16 protein-coding genes, 1 tRNA gene and 1 pseudogene are annotated in these 19,591 nt (G+C 42.4%); 8 read left to right on the top strand and 10 right to left on the bottom strand.

Annotated features, from left to right (window positions below):
- Positions 1–16 precede the first annotated feature (16 nt).
- The 7 genes and pseudogenes from LI82_RS07860 (at position 17) to fdhF (ending at position 9,482) form a co-directional block, all read left to right on the top strand.
- Positions 17–631 carry a hypothetical protein gene (locus tag LI82_RS07860; RefSeq protein WP_048194821.1) on the top strand — a complete coding sequence of 205 codons (615 nt, stop codon included), beginning with the start codon at positions 17–19 and terminating at the stop codon, positions 629–631.
- Between the two features lie 59 nt (positions 632–690).
- Positions 691–1,908 carry an ABC transporter substrate-binding protein gene (locus LI82_RS07855; protein WP_236622714.1) on the top strand — a complete coding sequence of 406 codons (1,218 nt, stop codon included), beginning with the start codon at positions 691–693 and terminating at the stop codon, positions 1,906–1,908.
- A gap of 45 nt (positions 1,909–1,953) precedes the next feature.
- Positions 1,954–3,129 (top strand): FecCD family ABC transporter permease, encoded by a 1,176-nt coding sequence (locus LI82_RS07850; RefSeq protein ID WP_236622713.1) that lies wholly within the window; start codon positions 1,954–1,956, stop codon positions 3,127–3,129.
- A 1-nt stretch (position 3,130) separates the two neighbouring features.
- Positions 3,131–3,919, top strand: coding sequence for an ABC transporter ATP-binding protein (locus tag LI82_RS07845; RefSeq protein ID WP_048194817.1), 789 nt, complete (start codon positions 3,131–3,133; stop codon positions 3,917–3,919).
- Positions 3,919–4,590 (top strand): annotated as a pseudogene (locus tag LI82_RS12770) (IS5 family transposase); the annotation flags it as partial. The gene LI82_RS07845 and the pseudogene LI82_RS12770, both read left to right, overlap by 1 nt.
- Positions 4,591–5,040: 450 nt before the next feature.
- Entirely contained in the window at positions 5,041–6,690 is a 1,650-nt protein-coding gene (locus LI82_RS07835; protein WP_048194815.1) for an NADH-ubiquinone oxidoreductase-F iron-sulfur binding region domain-containing protein, read from the top strand.
- 62 nt (positions 6,691–6,752) lie between these two features.
- Positions 6,753–9,482 (top strand): formate dehydrogenase subunit alpha, encoded by a 2,730-nt coding sequence (gene fdhF / locus LI82_RS07830; RefSeq protein WP_201770312.1) that lies wholly within the window; start codon positions 6,753–6,755, stop codon positions 9,480–9,482.
- A 226-nt stretch (positions 9,483–9,708) separates the two neighbouring features.
- Here the strand turns inward: fdhF and LI82_RS07825 are convergent.
- The 4 genes from LI82_RS07825 to LI82_RS07810 form a co-directional block, all read right to left on the bottom strand.
- Positions 9,709–9,782, bottom strand: a tRNA-Val gene (locus LI82_RS07825).
- Positions 9,783–10,252: 470 nt separating this feature from the next.
- On the bottom strand, positions 10,253–10,714 hold the full coding sequence (locus LI82_RS07820; protein ID WP_048194811.1) for a DUF3887 domain-containing protein: 462 nt from the start codon (positions 10,712–10,714) through the stop codon (positions 10,253–10,255).
- 9 nt (positions 10,715–10,723) lie between these two features.
- A complete protein-coding gene (locus tag LI82_RS07815) occupies positions 10,724–12,502 on the bottom strand; it encodes a sensor histidine kinase (protein WP_048194809.1) in 1,779 nt (592 codons plus the stop codon).
- Between the two features lie 32 nt (positions 12,503–12,534).
- Entirely contained in the window at positions 12,535–13,047 is a 513-nt protein-coding gene (locus LI82_RS07810) for a response regulator (protein WP_048194807.1), read from the bottom strand.
- A 151-nt stretch (positions 13,048–13,198) separates the two neighbouring features.
- On the opposite strand from LI82_RS07810, the gene LI82_RS07805 reads away from it, so the two are divergent.
- Complete coding sequence (locus LI82_RS07805) at positions 13,199–13,480, top strand: MarR family transcriptional regulator (RefSeq protein WP_048194805.1); 282 nt, start codon at positions 13,199–13,201, stop codon at positions 13,478–13,480.
- A 105-nt stretch (positions 13,481–13,585) separates the two neighbouring features.
- Here LI82_RS07805 and LI82_RS07800 read toward each other — a convergent pair whose 3' ends face one another.
- From LI82_RS07800 to thiC, 6 genes are all read right to left on the bottom strand, one after another.
- Entirely contained in the window at positions 13,586–14,371 is a 786-nt protein-coding gene (locus LI82_RS07800) for a sensor domain-containing protein (RefSeq protein ID WP_048194803.1), read from the bottom strand.
- Positions 14,372–14,394: 23 nt separating this feature from the next.
- Positions 14,395–14,649: a PLDc N-terminal domain-containing protein gene (locus LI82_RS07795; RefSeq protein WP_048194800.1), complete on the bottom strand. Its 255-nt coding sequence runs from the start codon at positions 14,647–14,649 to the stop codon at positions 14,395–14,397.
- A 92-nt stretch (positions 14,650–14,741) separates the two neighbouring features.
- On the bottom strand, positions 14,742–15,962 hold the full coding sequence (locus tag LI82_RS07790) for an ABC transporter permease (protein ID WP_048194798.1): 1,221 nt from the start codon (positions 15,960–15,962) through the stop codon (positions 14,742–14,744).
- A 17-nt stretch (positions 15,963–15,979) separates the two neighbouring features.
- Complete coding sequence (locus LI82_RS07785) at positions 15,980–17,215, bottom strand: COG1361 S-layer family protein (RefSeq protein ID WP_048194796.1); 1,236 nt, start codon at positions 17,213–17,215, stop codon at positions 15,980–15,982.
- A 10-nt stretch (positions 17,216–17,225) separates the two neighbouring features.
- Entirely contained in the window at positions 17,226–17,933 is a 708-nt protein-coding gene (locus LI82_RS07780; protein WP_048194794.1) for an ABC transporter ATP-binding protein, read from the bottom strand.
- 270 nt (positions 17,934–18,203) lie between these two features.
- Positions 18,204–19,502 carry a phosphomethylpyrimidine synthase ThiC gene (gene thiC / locus LI82_RS07775; RefSeq protein WP_048194792.1) on the bottom strand — a complete coding sequence of 433 codons (1,299 nt, stop codon included), beginning with the start codon at positions 19,500–19,502 and terminating at the stop codon, positions 18,204–18,206.
- Between the last annotated feature and the right edge of the window lie 89 nt (positions 19,503–19,591).

Here is a 19,591-nt window from a genome sequence, read left to right as displayed (position 1 = left end):
ATTTTGGAGGATTCCAATGAAAGTAAATGGATCTATTATCTACTTAGCTCTGCTTATAATTGCAGGGTCTGTGTTTTCACCAGTAGCTCTTGCTGCGGATGGAGATATTTTGGAGGTCACACGCAATGTTCCTTCCGGTTTCAATCCCCGGGAAAGCGTTGAAATTACACTGGAAATTACAGGAGAAACTCCTTTTATGGTTGGTATTGTGGAGAACATACCTGAAGGTTTTTCTTTTCCTGAAGATGACTCAGAGGTTTCGGATGCAAAGTATTTCAAGGTTGACAGAGATGCTGGCAAGATCGCTTTTTCTGTGAGCGGTGAAAATGAGGTCACATACAAAGTAATCCCTTCCGGAAATGAAGAAAATGCATTTGAAGGATATTGGGTTGATATGCTTTTCCAGACCCAGGACCTCAATGAAGGCAAGGAGAGGTGGATCCCGGTAACAGATCCGAACGCAGATCCTGTTACTATCTCTGCTTCTGCCGTTGACACATCTGTTTCAGAAGGGCCTGAGTATGCTTCGACTTCAAAGGCACCGGGGTTTGGCTTATGTTTAGCCTCAATGGCGATCATTGGTTGCTTGCTTGTTTTCAGGAGATCTAATTCCAGAGGTGATAAGGAATGATGTCCAGATCAAAGCTTTTAGCTGGAATATTAATGGTTACATGCTTGATTGTTTCTGTCATGAACGCAGCGGCATTGCCATCAAATCTTCCATGTGACAACGGCGATGGTATACTTATTGAAGATGAGGTTTCAGGTGCTGTATGTGATTACATGCTCGATGACAGCTCATATTCACTTGATGATGTAGGTGATGCTTCATACATACTTACCTTCTGGAATGGCAGTCCAAAGTCAGTAACTGATAGTCATGACAGGGAAGTGACTTTCTACAGGCCCGTAGAGAGAATTATCACAACCAATCCTGACAATTCCAGGATGGTAATCGCTCTTGGTAATCTTGACAAAATGGTTTCTACTGATGAGTGTACATGTTCCGGATGCATCCTGCCAAGAGATGGAAACGATGAGAAAATAGCTAAGAATGCGTGGGAATCCCTCCAGATATATGGTGGAGGCCAGCTCGATGATCTTCCGGAAACAAATACCCGTAAAGAGATCGATTATGAAACCATGGCGATACTTAAGCCAGATGTCGTTTTCGATGCAACCTGGTACAACAGGGGAGACCTGATCGAAGAGAAGGTCGGTTGTCCTTGTGTTGATGCAGGTGCAGGTTTTACTTTTGCTGAAAGTTATGAGCACATCAGTTTGATGGGCAATGTTCTGGATAGGCAGGAGAAGGCCGTTGGACTGGAGGCTTATGTGCGTTCAAAGGTTGATATGATCGAATCTGTGACCTCACAGCTCGAAGATAGTGAGAAACCAACGGTCTATTTTGCACCAAGGGGTGCCAAGAAAGGTTTCTATGATTCTGTTGAAGGGAGGGATTTCACCCGCACAGAAGCGGTCTATGAGCCATTGGACATAGCAGGTGGTACAAACGTTGCAAGAGATTGTACTGGCGAGAACGTCAATGTCCCACCGGAACAGATTGTTGCATGGGAGCCTGATTACATATTTGTCTCATGGTCCTCCACTTCAGCATTGGGTGAACCAAACGGTGTTGATTTTGTAATGGAGACCGCCGAACTTTCAGAGATCCCTGCTGTAAGTAACAATAATGTGTATTCCTGTATCTATCCATACTGCAGAGGCAGGCCTCTGGACAGGAGCCTTTTGAATATGATGTACATGGCAAAATGCCTGCATCCGGAAGAGTTCAGGGACCTTGACCTGGAAGCAGAAGGAAATGAGGTATATAGGCAAATCCTGGGAATTGATGGTGTTTATACCGAAATGGCAGAATACCAGCCTTTCCTGAAAGAGGTCAATTGATCCAGTTTGTTTACTGGAATATAGGATTGTGGAGGATATGAATCGGTGATATTTGAAGTTTCCGGGATCATATCCTCTTTTATCTTTGATGGTGAAAATATGCAAAATCCTTTTAAAAAACAACATAATGCCAAATCGGAAAATATTAAAATTTCCGGGTATGAGAAGAATTCTCGGGCAAGGGAAGGTTACCAACGTTATGTGGGGAAAAAACTCTTTTTCCTCGTTTGCATGTTAGGTCTGGTAACCTTCCTTTCAGCTTTTATAGTTACAATTGGCCCACTTGAGATCTCAGTGTCGGAGGTCTATAAAATATTACTTTCCAGTTTATTCCCTAGCTATTTTGCCAGTGAAGGACTACCTTCACAGATCGTATGGAATATTCGTCTTCCACGCATTGTTGCTGGTATAATGGCAGGCTTCGGGTTGGGGATATGTGGGTGTGTAATGCAGGCAGTTCTTAAAAATCCGCTGGCAAGTCCTTTCACTCTGGGTATTTCTTCCGGAGCGAATTTTGGTGTGGCTGTAGCAGCTGTAATGGGTGTAGGTGTTATGGGAGGTCCATACCTTCTGGTGGGAAATGCCTTCCTTTTTTCAATGTTATGTGCACTGTTCATAATTGCTCTTGCAAGTTTTAAAGGTGCAACTTCCGAAACCCTGATTCTTGCAGGCATTGCGATAAATTATTTGTTCGGATCTCTCAGTGACCTGTTTCGATATTTTGCCACGGATGAACAGTTGAGAATAATGGTTAGCTGGGGTATGGGTGACCTTTCTGCTTTTTCATGGAGCAATTTCGCACTTCTGCTTGGTGTATTTGTCTTCTGTACTCCTTTGCTTTACCTGAAGGTGAATGATCTCAACATAATGGCAATAGGTGATGAAAATGCCAAAAGCCTCGGTATCGATGCAAATAGGGTAAGAATGTTCAGTATGCTTCTTGCAAGCCTTCTGATAGCGACAGTTGTTTGTTTTACAGGAACGATCGCCTTTATAGGACTTGTTGCACCCCATATGGCACGTATGGTCGTAGGTTCGGATCACAAATACCTGTTCCCGGCCTCTGGATTACTCGGAGCTCTCATATTGATATCAGCAGATGCTACTGGCCTGAACATACTGAGACCTACAATGATACCGACGGGAATTATGACCTCTCTGCTTGGAGTACCTTTTTTCATGTATCTTATACTTAAAAAGAAAAAGAAGGAGTTCTGGTAATATGGTGAAAATAAAGATAAGGGATATGTGCTTTGGCTATGGCAGTACACCAATACTGGAAGATGTATCTGTTGATATCTATCGGTCAAGTTTTGTGAGCATTGTGGGTCCTAACGGCGCTGGAAAATCGACCATGCTTAAGTGTATCAACAAGATCTTAATGCCTAATTCAGGTGATATACATATTGACGAATGTAATTTAAAGCACATGAAGCGCATGGAGGTTGCAAGGAATCTTGCTTATGTTCCTCAGAGTTCCAACAGGATCTTTCCCACGACGGTTTTTGAGACCGTTCTGATGGGAAGAAGGCCTCATATTGGCTGGTTCAACAATGAAATCGATAAAGAAAAGGTCTGGCAGGTGCTTGAGGAGATGGGTATTGAGGACCTTGCATTATGTAGTTTCGATGAACTGAGCGGAGGGCAGCAACAAAAGATCCTCATTGCAAGGGCACTGGCACAGGACACAGGTGTCATTTTACTTGATGAACCCACCAGTAATCTGGATATATGGCACCAGCTGGATGTTATGGAGAGTGTGCAAAGGCTTGTTAGTGAAAAAAAAGTCACAGCTTTAATGGCTGTACACGACCTCAATCTGGCTTCAAGGTACTCAGATCAGATCTTGATGATGAAAGATGGTAAGGTAGTTTCTGCCGGGAAACCTTCTCAGGTACTTACAACTGAAAACATAGCAAAGGTCTATGGAGTTGAAGCACATGTCTATAATCATGCTGAAACTCCATATGTTATGCCTCTAAAGCAGCTTGATGTGGGTGTAAGTAGTTGATTACTCGAATCTATTCTGCATTTCTTGATCGTATCTTTAAGAGAACATTAGATCTATTTTACAAGAATGGCGAATCAATTGAAGTCACTGGGATTGATTCAACGGGGTTTACAAGTGGTTATTGTAGCAATTATTATTCCTGGAGAATCAAAAAATGGAGACGAAATTATGTCAAGACCAGTATTTCAGTTGATGTGCGGAAATTTGTCATAACTGGGTACAAAATATCAGGTAAACCTGTTCATGATGCAAAACATGCAAAGACATTGCTTTAGCAATGTCATCGCAACAGAAGATCAAGATATTATGTGATGGACAAATCCTATGATTCTGAATATATTCACGAATTAACACGAGAAAAACTCTGATCGATAGCCATTGTTCAACTTCGACAACGTGAAAGAAAAAGGATTAAGGGGAGATCTCGAAAGAAAATGCTGCATGAATTTGATGAGGAAATATATTCTCTGCGGAATTTGAGTGAAACGATGTTTTCTGTTTTGAAAAGAAAATATGGGGAAAATTTGAGAGCAAGGAAGTATAGAAATCAGGTAAAGGAAGTCAAATTCAAAGTGATATTACACAATCTTGACAGGTATGTCAAGACTGTGTTTTTTGTGTGGATAAGGATTTCTACAAAGCCAAAATATTCATTTATTTTAAACATTTAATTCCCTTTTTGAGTTGCAGCAGTATTAATGAGATTATAACATCCCACATTTTAAAATTAACAATATAATTTTGGCTACACAAATAGTCGGAAATGGATTACTGGCATGCGATTTAACCATAAAGTGGGCTATTTGACTATAAAGTAAGGTAGTTGCCCACAAAGTAGGGGACTTTATGGGCAAGCCCTCTTAAATCGAAAAATTTTAGTATGGCATATAATAAATCCTATTTGTAATTTTAGTTCTGTAGCATGTGGGGATATATAATTAGTCACCGAGAACGATGAAGCGCCCCCTTGAATTAATTAACTATTAAATAATACTTTGAAATTTATTTATATGATGAATGTGATTTACTTCTTTGAGAACAGTTATTATGAATTTTTATTAAATGAATAAAAGACGATTTGAACTAAAAATTCAATCTAATATTACAGGACCCAAAATCCGATGTCAGAAAATTTAAGTTATTTATCCGGTCGTAAAGGTTTACATGAAAACCTGTTTGAGAAATTAGGTCAGTTGGCTGAAGCGAGCGTTACGCCTGATGCGCAGGAGATACAACAAATTGCTAAAGACAATCTAATGGGTGAAGCCAATGTCTATGGCACGCTTTCATTTTATGATCTTCTCCGACCTGAAAACAAAAACAAAAAAGCATATGTATGCAACGGAAACGCTTGCTTATGCGCCGGTACACAGTCACGGACAAAAAATGAATTAAAAAAGCATTTGAAAGAAGATGAGATCGGTGAAATGAGTTGCCTGGGCAGATGCCACGAGAATAGTGCATTCTACTACAAAGGGCATAATTATTCGGGTAAGGATATTGATGACATTGCTTCAGTAATTAAATCAAAAGTTGCTACAAAAGAAGCATATGCAACTCAAGCGTTAGGAACAGTCATCTTAATGCAAACCGCATTGACTGTTGAAACTTTTACTAAACATTTACAAGACTTATTTACGCTAAGTCCTGATCAAGTTCTGGATGAGATCAAGAAAGCACAGTTAGGAGGCCGCGGCGGTGCCGGTTTCCCGATGGGATCTAAGCTGGAAGCTACTAAAAAAGCTGAAGGCAAACGTAAATTCATTGTTTGCAATGCCGATGAGGGTGATCCTGGGGCTTACTCTGATCGTTATTTACTGGAACAACAACCGTTGAGAGTTTTATTAGGCATGCTGATAACGGGTTACGTAACTGGTGCGAATACTGGTGTAGTCTATATCAGAGCCGAGTATCCCGAATCACAAATGATCATCAAACAAAGCATCAGTGAACTGGAAGATTTGGATATACTGGGAGATAATATTCTCAACTCAGGTTTCTCGTTCCGACTTAAGTTGATCAAAGCTCAGGGTGCCTACGTATGCGGTGAAGAAACTGCATTGCTTTCATCCATAGAAGGACAACGCCCCGAAGTACGTATTCGTCCACCTTTCCCGGCACAACAAGGTCTATTTAATATGCCTACGCTGGTGAACAATGTTGAAACCTTTGCCAATGTTCCCTTTATTGTTGAACAAGGTGGCGATGTGTTTAACCAGATTGGCTCTTCACAATCTAAAGGCACCAAATTGGTTTCGTTGGATAGTTTCTTTAATAAACCCGGGATTTATGAAGTTGAGATGGGCACTCCTCTTAAAACCGTAATTGAACAATTGGGCGGTGGCTTCAAAAGCGATATAAAAGCTTTGCATATTGGAGGTCCATTGGGGGGCTTGGTTCCGGTATCAATGATCAACTCCTTACATATCTCATTTGAATCCTTTGCTGAAAATGGCTTTTTATTGGGGCATGCTTCTATTGTAAGTATTCCTGAAAGCTTCCCGATGATCGAATACATACAGCACTTGTTCCAATTCGTGGCACATGAAAGCTGCGGAAAATGTTTCCCCTGCAGATTAGGCTCTACACGTGGCTTTGAGCTACTACAAAAAGCAACTGAAAGCAATTACAAAATAGATGAGCAATTATTTGGTGACTTACTGGACACTATGCAACAAGGCTCTTTATGCGCTTTGGGAGGCGGACTGCCCTTGCCCGTTAAAAATGCGCTACACTACTTTGACAAAGAATTAAAAGATTACATTAAATAAACCATTTTCACATTCAACTATAAACAATAGCTAATCAGAATGTTGAAACAAATTCAATGCACATGAACAAACTAGCCTATATCAATGATCATCCACACGCCATTCAGGAAGGCGAAACTATATTACAATTTGTGAAACGTTCACAAGGTGATAAACTAATTCCGACCTTATGTGATGTGAGCCACCTAAAACCCTTTGGTGCCTGCAGAGTGTGCAGTGTAGATGTTGCATTAAAACAAGACGGGCCCACTAAAGTGGTGGCCTCGTGTCATACACCGGTCGCAGAAGGAATGCACATCTATCCTTCATCAGAACGCATTTTAAAATTGCGTAGAAATATTATTGAATTAGTACTTACCGACCATCCGCTGGATTGTTTAACCTGTGAAGTGAACAACAATTGCCAGCTGCAGGAAGTAGCTGCACGTGTGGGTGTGAGAGATGCACGATACCCGGCCGGTAAAGATCATTTGAACAGAACCAAAGACCTGAGTCATCCTTACATGACTTCAGATCTGTCTAAATGCATCAATTGTTCACGTTGTGTAAGAGCCTGTGACGAAGTTCAGGGAATGTTTGTGCTAAGTATGGCCGGCAGAGGATTTGAAAGCAGGATCATAAAAGGTATGGATACATCCTTTATAGAATCGTCTTGTGTAAGTTGTGGAGCCTGTGCGCAAGCCTGTCCTACTTCTGCAATATCGGATGTATATGAATCCAAATCCATTGTTGTGGATAAAAAGATCCGAACCATTTGCACCTATTGCGGCGTAGGATGTAATTTAGATGTATCTGTTAAAGATGGAAAAGTAAAATCGATACAAGCCCCGTGGGATAGCAAAGTTAATCCTGGTCACATGTGTTTAAAAGGGCGATTTGCATTTTCGTTTTATAATCACCCCGATCGTATCAGAACACCATTGATCAAAAAGAATGGTGCATTTGTTGAAGCCACCTGGGATGAAGCCTATGATTTTATCACCTCTAAACTGAATGAGATCATTAAAGAAAATGGACCTGATCACATTGCCGGTATTTCATCATCACGTTGTCCCAACGAAGAAAATTATCTGATGCAAAAATTTATGCGTGCAGTGATCGGCACTAACAATATTGATGGCTGTGCTCGTATATGCCACTCTCCCACTGCCTTAGGCATGCAACGCACCTTTGGCACCGGTGCCGCTACCAATTCTATTGAAGACATTAAATGCACCAATTGTATGCTGGTGATCGGAGCCAATCCTACCGATGCACATCCGGTTACAGGTGCAAAAATTAAGCAGGCTGCCATAAAGGACACAACACTGATCGTAATTGATCCTCGTAAAACCGAACTGGCCCGTTATGCACATTATCATCTGCAACTAAAACCCGGTACCAATGTGGCCATGCTGAATCTTTTCTTTTATTATATTATTAAAGAAAATTTAGTTAATATTTCATTTGTAGAACAACGCACCGAAGGATTTGAAGAATTTAAACAACATATTCTCTCGCTGAATATTAATGAATTGGAAAGTATAACTGGTGTGGATCGCGATCTTGTGCGTGAAGCGGCAATTGCTTATGGCTCCGCAAAAAATGCGATGTCTTTCCATGGATTGGGAGTAACCGAACATTCACAGGGAACCTCAACTGTTATGTTGATTGCCAATCTGGCCATGATCACTGGCAATATCGGTCGTCCGGGCGTGGGTGTAAATCCATTACGTGGACAAAACAACGTGCAGGGTGCAGCAGATATGGGTTGTCAGCCAGATCAGGGTGCCGGTTATTTGGATGTGACCAACGATGAAATGCATGCCTTGTATGAGAATTTTTATGGTGCCAAACTACCCAAACATATCGGTTATAAAATTCCACAGATGTACGAATCTGCGCTACAGGATAAACTGAAAGCGATGTGGATCATTGGGGAAAATGTGGTACAAACAGATCCGAATACCCAAATGGTGATAAAAGCATTGAGCAAACTGGATCTCCTGGTGGTTCAGGAATTGTTTATGACCGAAACCGCTAAGCTCGCAACCGTTATATTGCCATGTGCTTCGTTTTTGGAGAAAGAAGGTACATTCACCAATGGAGAACGTCGTGTACAACGCGTGAACAGAGTGGTTGAACATTTACCCGGCACCAAACCCGATGGACAGGTACTCACAGAGATCATGCAGTGCATGGGTTATCCGCAACCGGATTACTCTGCACAAGGCGTATTAAATGAAATTGCTCAAATTGTTCCTTTTTTTAAAGGCATTACCTGGGAAAATCTGGGCGAGAACGGATTGCAGTGGCCTGTGAATGATGGCGGCATTGATACTCCCATATTACATAAAGAAACATTTAAACGAGGTATGGGGACATTTTATAAGCAGACCTATAAGGAATCGGTGGAGCTACAGGAACATAGCAAAGATTATCCCTTCATTGTTACAACTAACCGTGGACTGGAACATTACAACAGTGGAGTAATGACCCGTCGTACGCCCAATGAACAACTGATCGCTGAAGATGTACTTTTGATACACCCCGATGATGCAAAAGAATATTTGATCAACAGTGGCGACATGGTTTGTGTAGAATCACCACGCGGGAAAGTAGATATCAAAGCCCGAATCTCAACTGCGGTAAAAAAAGGAATATTAAGTACTACTTTCCACTTTCCTGAGGTTATGATCAATAATTTAACATCTGATATTTGCGACAGTGATGCCTTGTGTCCCGAATATAAAGTGGTAGCTGCACGTATAAGAAAAAGCAGGGGAAAATATAGAGATCCAAAATTGAAATGATCACTGATCAATTAAGATCAAAACAGATGGTGAATTTTCTCATTTTATTTTGATTCCGACGCTTTTATCTGATGCTGATGAGGAAATGACACCTATAAATAGGAAATTTGTGTAGCAGCCAGATCTCGCTTCTGGAGCGCGGACCGAGGTGATGAGCTACGCTCACCACCTCACTAACAGTAAAACCAAAGCTCTTCATCTTGAAATTAAAAGAATAGAAGTGTGATGGGCCCGGGGAGATTCGAACACCCGACCTCTGCCGTGTGAAGGCAACGTCATAACCAGCTAGACCACGAGCCCATTTTTGTTTGAATTAGGTACCTTATATCTTGATTTTCAGGTACCACTGAACCATCACATATACTTGATGGGCTATAAGGTTAACGGCAATTAATTATTGATGCAGTTATAAAACCAGACAAATTTCAAAAAACTTGTCCATTTATAGAAAGGTTTAAGTATAATTCGGGTATTTATTGTATTGTACATTGGCAGAGAACTTTGAGTAGTTACTTAACAACTGATGAGTCACTACCCTAACACACACATGCAAACACCACATACTCCCTTCCAACTCGAAGTTCTCTTCTGATGCTATCTTTTTTGTTCATTTTTTAAAAGGAATCCTTGTATTCCTGCTGACTTGATGTCTTTATGCTTTATTTTGATACCTTACGGTAGTAGGTTGCAGGTTGAACTGAACTTTGATCAGAAAAGAAGAAGGTAAAAGAAGAAGGGGGAAGGAGAAGAGCAAAAAAGAAGGTATGGCCTTATATTCTCTCTTCCAGAGCCATACGCTTCTTTAATTGTGAGGATTCAAGCCAGATGCCTCTGAGCTCTACCTGTCCATCAGAATTTACGAATATCAGCCTTAGGATCACATCATCGGTCTCTTTTTCGAAATTGGCCTTATATATAACAACCGTATGTCTTTCAGCAGTATTTATCTCCAGCAGTTCTTTTGAAGTATAGTTTCCAATTTCATCCTGAACTATGTTTGCGGATTTCAGAAAGATCTCTTCAGTGAATGCCTTTTTCATCGTCGGGTCCAGATCAGCGGAGAATTTGGTGTAATTCTTTTCATTGATGGCCTGGAGTGCATTTTCTGCAATAGGGTCTGCATATCCCTCAATATCGGCATTGAAGCTTTCTTCATCTATGGATGCGCATCCGCTCTGGAATATTGCTGCTACAATGATGAGAACCAATAATGCTTTTATCTTTAATTTCATGTTTCAACCTTAATACTGCTCTATCTCTGTAAAGTCTTCTTCCTTTAGCTCTTTTGGTAATCTGAATGTGAATGTACTGCCCTTGTAGGTTTCGCTTTCCACGAATATGCTGCCGCCCTGCCCGTCTATAATTCCTTTGATGATCGCAAGTCCAAGACCTGTTCCACCTGCTTTTCTTGTAGCGGTACTATCCACCTGGTAGAACTTATCGAATATCTTCTCCCGCTTTTCAGGAGGTATGCCGATACCATTGTCCTTGATACTTGCCTGTATGTGGTTTCCAGCATCCGTTACGCTAATCTCAACCTCTCCATCATGCGGTGTGAACTTGATGGCGTTCGTCAGGAGGTTCACAAATACCCTGATAAGCTTGTCCTTATCCGTCTTGATGGTAAGGCTCTCTTCAGGATATCCTACCTTAATGTTGATACCTTTGTCCTTTGCCTGCTTTTCAACTGTCTGCAGGGATGTCTCAACGATCTCATTGATGTTCACATCTTCCGGATTGAATTTCATCCTGCCGGATTCGATGCGTGAGATGTCAAGGAGATCATCCACCATTCTTGCCTGACGGTCGATGTTCCTTATTATAAGGTCAAGCATCTCTTCCTTGACCTCAGGGTTGCATTCACTTTCTTTCATGAACTCACTGGATGTCTTCATGGCGGTCAATGGTGTTTTCAGCTCATGTGACACCATTGACACGAAATCATTCTTGAGCCTGTCAAGCTCCTTGAGCTTCGTGTTGGCATTTTGCAGGTATTCGTTAGACCTTTCCAGCTCGGATGTCTTGTTCTTTACTTCACCCTCGAGTGTCTTGTTCCAGGAGAACAGGATCAGTGCTATAAATGAGCCTATGAAGAGGATGAATGCAACAGAGATCATTGCAAAGAGTCCCTGCTTAATGTATATTGACTGGACAAGGGATTCCACATACCATAGAGGTGTAACAACACCCACGGACCATTGCTGGTTCTTCCATATCACAGGTTCGTAGGATATGATCTTCTGCTCCAGGAAACCATTCTCGTTCCTTTCCGAAAAACTGCCACTGCCGGAAAGCCCCTCTGTCTGCATTCCGATTATTTCAAGGCGGCTTACATCAGGTTCATTTACAATATCAAAGTAGTTCTTTCCAATAAGTTCTGTTTCAGCACTATCGTAGAGAAGTCTTGCATGGTCGTTGATCAGGTAGATATATCCTGCAGGATTTTCCGTTTTTATTGTCTCTTCAGCGATCTCATCGATCTCGATAACTGCGATAAAGGCGCCTTCAAAGTCATCTTCACCAACGTATACAGGCACCCACACATATATTGCCAGTTCGTCCTCAAACGTGGTGAGTGGATCGGTAATGTAAGTTTCACCGGTCTGCTTTATTATATCAAAAGGAATATTGTTTTCATTCTCGTACAAGTTGTATCTTAGCGGTGTGTTCTCTTCGGGATACCCTGATACTATAGTTCCATTCTTGTCCACATACTCAATAACGTAAAAGCCCTTTGATTTTTCGTATATGTTGGCAAAGGTGCTTTCAAAATTATCATCAGGTATCTGGTGGGGTTGTATGGAAAGGACCTCCAGCATGGTAACCTTCTCATTGAGGAAGGTGGTTATGCCGGTGGAGATCTGCTGTGCCTGTGATGTTTGCCCCTGGGTATACTGCTCGATGAACTGCTCTTCGACCTCGGTGTTTGCCCTGATCCCTAAAAATAGGATCGAGCTGATAAAGAGCATCGTTATGAAAAGAACGATGATAGCATTCCATCTGCTTTTTCTGGCAAACATAGGGGGTCAGCACAAAAAGTGCGTTATAATTATCATTCCTGTGCTCTTCTCAGCACCGTTTTGATCCTTGCTTTCAGTTCCTTCAGGTTGAAAGGTTTTGTTACATAATCATCTGCCCCGATATCAAGACCGCCGACCTTGTCATCGATCTCTCCCTTTGCAGTAAGCATTATGACAGGTATGTTCCTGTACGCAGGATCTTCTTTTAACCTCTTACATACCTCGAAGCCATCCATATCCGGCATCATTACATCGAGAAGGATAACGTCCGGGATATCGGACCTCAGGAGATCGAATGCCATGGCACCATCTCCTGCATCGATGACATTGTATCCATCTGCTTCAAGTGCTCTTCTGGTGGCCATGACAGCATCAGGTTCATCATCCACGATAAGTATCTTCTCTCGGGTATCTGAAAGGGCCTTTACTCTTTTTGCCACCATGTCTTCAGAAACAGATAGTTTTTCTGCAATTTCCTTGGTGCTGATATCCGGCTGTTCCTCGAGAAGTCTCATGATGTCTTTGTCAAGCGTTTCCTTTTCCATATATACCACAACTTTGAAATATATCTAAATATAAACGAATGATATTATTAAAGCCTTTCTAAATATAACAAGGTCTATTCATATTTTGAATCTGCCAGCCAATTATTAGAAAGTCTTATAAGTTATAATTGTATATTTAACGATGATATTAATGGATGCTCTTGAAAAAATATTCGGAAAGACGGCACAGATAACTGTTCTGAAGAACCTTATTCACCACAAAGGTGAGTCCACCTACTTATCAGGTATTGCGGAAGAGACCGGCCTTTCCCATTCAAGTGTCGCAAGGGTCATCGAACCTTTGCTTGAAGCGAACATCGTGACCGAAAAACGCCTTGGAAAGCAGATACGCACCTTTAGCCTGAACCTTGACAATAAGCTAACATTATTGATACTTGATTTCTACGGTGATCTGGCCAAAATGAAAGTTTGATCCTGGATCGGTTTCTACTGACCAGCTATTATTCATTTTTGATACCATCTTCATTGCTGTGATGTTCTTCATTGGTGAGAACACAAATTGTTCACTGGCAAAATCTTAATCCTTTGGATTATTTTCAGCCCCAACATCATCCACATCTTCGATTTCTGCTGATTCTGGGGTTGCTTCAGTTGTTGTGTCTGGACTTTCCTCTTCGGCATCGTCTTCGATGTCAACATCATTGATGTATGTATAGTCATTCTCATCTATGCTTGCGGAGCCTGTACTCCCAAGCAGGTGATATGCCAGTATTCCGGAAAGCTTTGCAAGAGCGTTCATGATATGTAGTGAGACAATTCCTAATAGCAGTCCTCCAAACATTATTGTAATAGCCACCCCGAGCGAATCCACCTGGTAAGCTCCGAAGTTCACGTAATCGGTCTTGTAGATAAGAGGTACTGCAATCAGGGCTATTGTGAATACTATTAATGTAAATGAAACTATTAGCGTGAATATTCCCAGTGGGAACTTGATGAACAGGAAAACCAGTCCTTTCCATGTGACTGGGTTCATGATATACCCTTTCAGCTTCTCTGTCATCTTCTGGTTTGTGAACTTCCGGGATTCCATTGGCGGGATATCAATTCCCAGAAGCCAGATGGCAAGTTGCCTCTCAAAAGATGCCAGCTCCCACCATGCTACGAGCATCAACAGGAGTATTGGGATGCCGATAAGGGTGATAGACAGGCTCAGGCCCATTGAAAGTCCTGTCACAAGGAATATGAAATATGCTGTTCCAAGCGGGAAAGAGAACAACAGGTAGATGAGGTTCAGATAGGTCTGTTTACGTGTGACCACTCCAAAAAAATCCCGTATCATACTTTTCATGCTTCTTTCTACCATATGTTCCCCCTCCTATATACTTATTAATTTTCTGAACTCTTTGATATTTCCTGTGCGATCCGTTTTGGTCTTCTGAAGAAGAAATAGATCACTGCTCCCAATAACTGCGTAAAGACTATTATAATTGCCCATATAAGCTTATCATTTCCCTGTGATGGTTCGTTCATTGCACAGTCGATAAGCATCCAGATCCAGAATAATGTACTTGCTATTGCAAGTCCTGCAAACATCAGGAACATTATTGCATTTATCGGGAAAAATATCCAGCTATCGAGCATTTTAGTTCACCTTGTTCTCTTTAAATTTTGATTCTATTTTTATCTCTATTATTATCAGCATTTTTGATCTCATCTTTTATTCTGATCATTTTTCAGTCATGTCTCAATGCATCTACTGGCTTCATCTTTGCAGCTTTGTTAGCGGGATAAGCGCCTGCTATCAGACCTACAAGTATTGAGATCACAAACCCTGCGAATATCTTTGTTGCAGGTAGAACAACAGGTAGGCCCATGAAGGTTGCAGCACCATATGCTCCAACGCAACCGAGGACCACGCCAATTACTCCCCCGATGGTTCCCACAACAGCGGATTCCACGATGAACATTGTCAGGACATCATAATTGGAGTATCCGATAGCTTTCATCAAACCGATCTCTGATGTGCGTTCTGTAACCGTTACTAACATGATGTTCATGATGCCAATGGATCCCACAACAAGTGAGATCAATGCAACCGCTGTCAGAAGTGCAGTAAGTGCATCTGAAAGGCTCCCTGCCTCTTCAAGCAATTCCTGCTGGTCCACGATAAAGTAGGGTTTGACATCATCCTTTTCCATATCCCTCGAAGAGATCCCCATATAGCGTCCGAGCCTCTTGTCTATTTCATCTGAGGTCTCGGTAACGGTATCTATGGATTCGCCTTCTGCAAATATTCCGGAATAATCGTTTACTGACAGGATCTCGTTCATTGTGGAAATTGGAACGAATATACTTGTATCAGAGTCCAGTCCTGTTGAAATGAAACTTGCTTCGGATTTTTCGACAATTCCTTTTACCTGGAAGGTCTGCGTGATCTCCTCGCCATCACGGGTTCGGAAGGTGATATCTATGGAATTCTTGTTTGCAAGCCTGCGCTCAAAAGTATCCTCTGAGACCTCATTTCCAATAACGGCAACGTACTGGTCATTGTCCTTGATGAAGCTTCCTTCACTGAGCTGGATGTTGGCGACCTCATCATAGTCGCCTGTAACTCCAATGACCGTCACCCTTCTTGAGTCCGACATGTATGTCACCTCAGCAACTTGTTCATTGAGTGGGGATGCCCTGACAACACCGGGTGTGTTCCTGACGACCTCCAGTTCATTATCGAACAGGACGTTCGCCTCGTTTGCTCCCGCTCCTACATATATGAAATTGGATCCAATGGTTCCGATCTCCTCGTCAAAGTACTGGTTAAAGCTTGCACCAATAGCAACATTCGCTATAACGGCAGCTACGCCGATAACTATGCCAAGGGTTGTAAGGGTGGAACGAAGCTTTGAGTTGAAGATGCTTCCTGTTGCGATCTCAAGTGACTGCCTGAGGCTGACCATGTCCATCACTCCTGGAATTAATCCTGTTTCTTCTTTCTGTAGACAAAGAGTGTCGATCCGGCGACTACCGCCAGTCCAAGGGCTGCAGCAGCGCTTGTGACACCACTTCCGTTATCTTCTTCCGTAATGTCAAAACTACCGACCTCTTCGGAGGTTGTGTGGTCGTTGAACCCGTTCCTGTATTCTGCATCCAGCGTAAGAGGGGTTACTGCTTCTTCATCTTCCACCACTGCAGTGAACTCTATGGTAAAAAGTTCATCAGGCTTCATGGTCCCGATAAAATACTCTGCTGGTGAGAATTTGATGCCTTCAGCTTCCGGTCTGACACTTACGGATGAAAGTGTATTTGGATGAAGGTTTGCCACATCGAACTGGATCTTCCCTTCACCGTTAGTAAGTATCATTGGTTTTGACGGTATCATCTTGAGGGATGAGCTATCAACTGTAAGTGGAACTCTCCAGTTGTTATTATAGGCGTGTGAATTTCCGATAACTGAAAGGTCAAGGTAGTAGGTACCTTCCGGTGTTTCCTCAGGAACTTCCACATTAAATGTAAGTGTTACCGAATTTCCCGGTCCGATTATTCCGGCATCCTGTTCTACGCTTGTGGTCTGGATGATCTCAGAGCCTGAAAGAGTTGCAGACTGGATACGTGCATTAGTATCGTAATCCTTACCTTCGAAATTTATTGTGTTCTCTGTGGCAGTATTGGTTAGTGTGAAACTGACGGTTCCGGTATCTCCCGGGCTGAATACACCGGGATTAGCTGTAATATCTTCCAGTTCAAGTGTTCCCTTGCTTTCAAAGGTAGTAGACCCAACCTTCATTTCAAAAGTATCTTTTACCCAGGGGCTATCGCTATCACCTCTGTAGTATACATCAAAAGAAGCTGTTCCCGGTTTTGCATTTTCGTCCACATACAGGCGGTATTCCTGCACGGATGCAGTATCGGGGGAGAGTATGCCGATATCTTTGATGGCATTGTTCTCGGAATCGAGAGAGAGTGGATATTCGGGTACAAGTCTTATGGAAACATCATCAGATTGTCCTGATCGGAAGTTTTCTACTTTGATCCAGACGTCAACATATTGTCCTATCTCCGCTGGATATGGCTCGTACTTCTGGATGTCCACATCAAGGCTTGTTGCACTGCTTTCCTGTGCTGATACTGGGGTCAACATAATTGTCAACAGCACCAGAAGGATTGCAAATATTGGTAATTCTTTTGTTATCTTCAGGTTTCTTCTTTGCATTATCCTCACCTTAGTTATTTTCGATATAGCCGTCTTTGACATGGATCGTCCTATCAGCATATGCTGAGGTCTCAGGGTCGTGTGTGATCATGATTATCGTACTTCCCTTTCTGTGTAGTTCTGAAAAAAGCTCCATGATCTCGATACTTGTCTTTGAGTCAAGGTTTCCCGTAGGCTCGTCTGCAAGGATTATGGCAGGATCGTTGATCAGTGCCCTGGCAATGGCAACCCTCTGTGATTGCCCTCCTGAAAGTTCAGTTGGCTTGTGGTCCATGCGGTCTGAAAGTCCCACAAGGTCGAGGAGCTGCCTGGCACGTTCATTCACATCGATGTCCGATCTGCGGTTTGCATAGGTTGGCAAAAGGACATTCTGAAGGGCTGAAAGCCTGGAAACAAGGCTGAAGTTCTGGAACACGAACCCTATCTCCATTCCTCTGAGCTTTGCCAGTTCCATATCGGAGATCATGTTGATGTCCATCCCCATGACCATCACATGACCTTCAGTGGGTCTGTCAAGACATCCAAGCATGTTCATTAGAGTGCTTTTACCGGAACCTGATGGACCCATTATTGCTACGAAATCACCCTTTTTCACGTTGATATTGATGCCGTGAAGTATGGGGACTTCAACATCCGTCAGGTAGTAGCTCTTTTTTAGGTCAATAGTTTCGATAACTGTCTCTTTTTCTTTTATGTCCTGATCCTTCAGAAGGGCCATTGCATCATCTCCTAATATCTGCAAACCTGTCGATTTATCGGCAATATTTATTATGACAATGTTCTCATTTAAACCTTTCTATATTTAGACAGGTTTATCGACACATTAATTGTAAAAAGGTTTGGTGAAAAAGCTAAGGTCCTAGGGTAAAATCCCGGTCAATGTCAGTCAGAAATAAATTAACGAATAAATTAAGGAAGATATTTCAAAATAAACTGTAAAAGAACTTAAGATAAAATCTAAAATACAGATGAAATATAAAAAATAAGATCAGGAAGAAGTATTATTTTTCTGCCTGCTTTCTTCAAGTGCGCTCTTTACGATCTTCATTGCACACAGTTCGCCGCACATGGAACATGCATCGCTTCCGCTGTGCCTGCTCTCCCTGATGTTGCGAGCCCTTTCTGTGTCAATTGCGATCTCATACTGTGTATCCCAGTCAAGCTCTGCACGGGCGACTGCCATTTTGTTATCCAGTGCACGTGCCTGCTCTTTCTGACCATCACGTGTCAGGTCTGCAGCATGGGCTGCTATTTTAGTGACAGTTGCTCCTTCTCGGATGTCCTCGACTGTTGGAAGTGCGAGATGCTCTGCAGGTGTTGTCATGCAGAGGAAATCTGCGCCACACATGCCGGCAAGTGTTCCTCCGATAGCACCTGTGATGTGATCGAAACCTGGTGCAATGTCAGTAACAAGTGGACCAAGCAGGTAAAGTGGTGCCTGGTGGCATAGTTCCTTCATTGCTTTTACGCTGAGCTCAACTTCGTTCAATGGCACATGTCCCGGACCTTCGACAAAGGTCTGTACGTTAGACTGCCTTGCTTTACTCACAAGCTCGCCAAGTGTGATAAATTCCATGAACTTCGGTCCGTCAGATGCATCGTGTATGCACCCTGGTCTCATTCCATCTCCAAGGCTTAAGGTAAGGTCATATTCCTTTGCGATCTCAACAAGATAGTCATACTCTGCATAGAATGGATTTTCCTGTTCGTTGTGTGTCATCCACGCAAAGGTAAATGAACCGCCACGACTGACCATATTTGTTATCCTGTCACTGTTCTTGAGCCTCTCGATCGCGTTGTAGTTAACACCTGCATGGACAGTGACAAAGTCTACTCCGTCCTCAGCATGCTTGCGCACGGCATTGAACATGTCATCGGATGTCATGTCAACTACAGTCTTGTGGGAAGCTGCAGCCTGGTATATTGGCACGGTACCTATTGGCACATCTACTGCATCCATGATCCTTGCACGTATCAGGTCAAGGTCTCCGCCTGTGGATAGGTCCATGATCGTGTCAGCACCGTAAGCAACAGCGACCTTAGCTTTCTCAACTTCATCCTCAATGTCTACAAAGTCCCTTGAGGTACCGATATTGGCGTTGATCTTTACGCTCATATATTTCCCGATACCGAATGCCCGGGATTTTCCCTTGATGTTATTTGGGATCGTTACAAGCCCTTTTGCAACGCAGGATCTAACTGTATCTGCATCGATACCTTCTACCTCTGCCACACGTTCTATCTCTGGAGTGATAAGGCCCTTATTTGCATCTTCCATTAACGTCATTGTAACTCCGAAAAAATGATTTTAAGCATGATTATAGCCGGTTCTTAGGATTCAATACAGCAATGATACATATATATGTTTCATCCTCT

The organism is Methanococcoides methylutens, from assembly GCF_000765475.1.
Classification (GTDB): domain Archaea; phylum Halobacteriota; class Methanosarcinia; order Methanosarcinales; family Methanosarcinaceae; genus Methanococcoides; species Methanococcoides methylutens.
Note: the sequence above shows the minus strand (reverse complement) of the source record. Positions and strands in the feature narration are given on the sequence as shown.

Coding starts and splice junctions, on each gene's coding strand:
- LI82_RS07860 (WP_048194821.1), top strand. CDS start 17: ATGAAAGTAAATGGATCTATTATCTACTTAGCTCTGCTTATAATTGCA.
- LI82_RS07855 (WP_236622714.1), top strand. CDS start 691: ATGAACGCAGCGGCATTGCCATCAAATCTTCCATGTGACAACGGCGAT.
- LI82_RS07845 (WP_048194817.1), top strand. CDS start 3,131: ATGGTGAAAATAAAGATAAGGGATATGTGCTTTGGCTATGGCAGTACA.
- LI82_RS07835 (WP_048194815.1), top strand. CDS start 5,041: ATGTCAGAAAATTTAAGTTATTTATCCGGTCGTAAAGGTTTACATGAA.
- fdhF (WP_201770312.1), top strand. CDS start 6,753: ATGAACAAACTAGCCTATATCAATGATCATCCACACGCCATTCAGGAA.
- LI82_RS07820 (WP_048194811.1), bottom strand. CDS start 10,714: ATGAAATTAAAGATAAAAGCATTATTGGTTCTCATCATTGTAGCAGCA.
- LI82_RS07815 (WP_048194809.1), bottom strand. CDS start 12,502: ATGTTTGCCAGAAAAAGCAGATGGAATGCTATCATCGTTCTTTTCATA.
- LI82_RS07810 (WP_048194807.1), bottom strand. CDS start 13,047: ATGGAAAAGGAAACGCTTGACAAAGACATCATGAGACTTCTCGAGGAA.
- LI82_RS07805 (WP_048194805.1), top strand. CDS start 13,199: ATGGATGCTCTTGAAAAAATATTCGGAAAGACGGCACAGATAACTGTT.
- LI82_RS07800 (WP_048194803.1), bottom strand. CDS start 14,371: ATGGTAGAAAGAAGCATGAAAAGTATGATACGGGATTTTTTTGGAGTG.
- LI82_RS07795 (WP_048194800.1), bottom strand. CDS start 14,649: ATGCTCGATAGCTGGATATTTTTCCCGATAAATGCAATAATGTTCCTG.
- LI82_RS07790 (WP_048194798.1), bottom strand. CDS start 15,962: ATGGTCAGCCTCAGGCAGTCACTTGAGATCGCAACAGGAAGCATCTTC.
- LI82_RS07785 (WP_048194796.1), bottom strand. CDS start 17,215: ATGCAAAGAAGAAACCTGAAGATAACAAAAGAATTACCAATATTTGCA.
- LI82_RS07780 (WP_048194794.1), bottom strand. CDS start 17,933: ATGGCCCTTCTGAAGGATCAGGACATAAAAGAAAAAGAGACAGTTATC.
- thiC (WP_048194792.1), bottom strand. CDS start 19,502: ATGACGTTAATGGAAGATGCAAATAAGGGCCTTATCACTCCAGAGATA.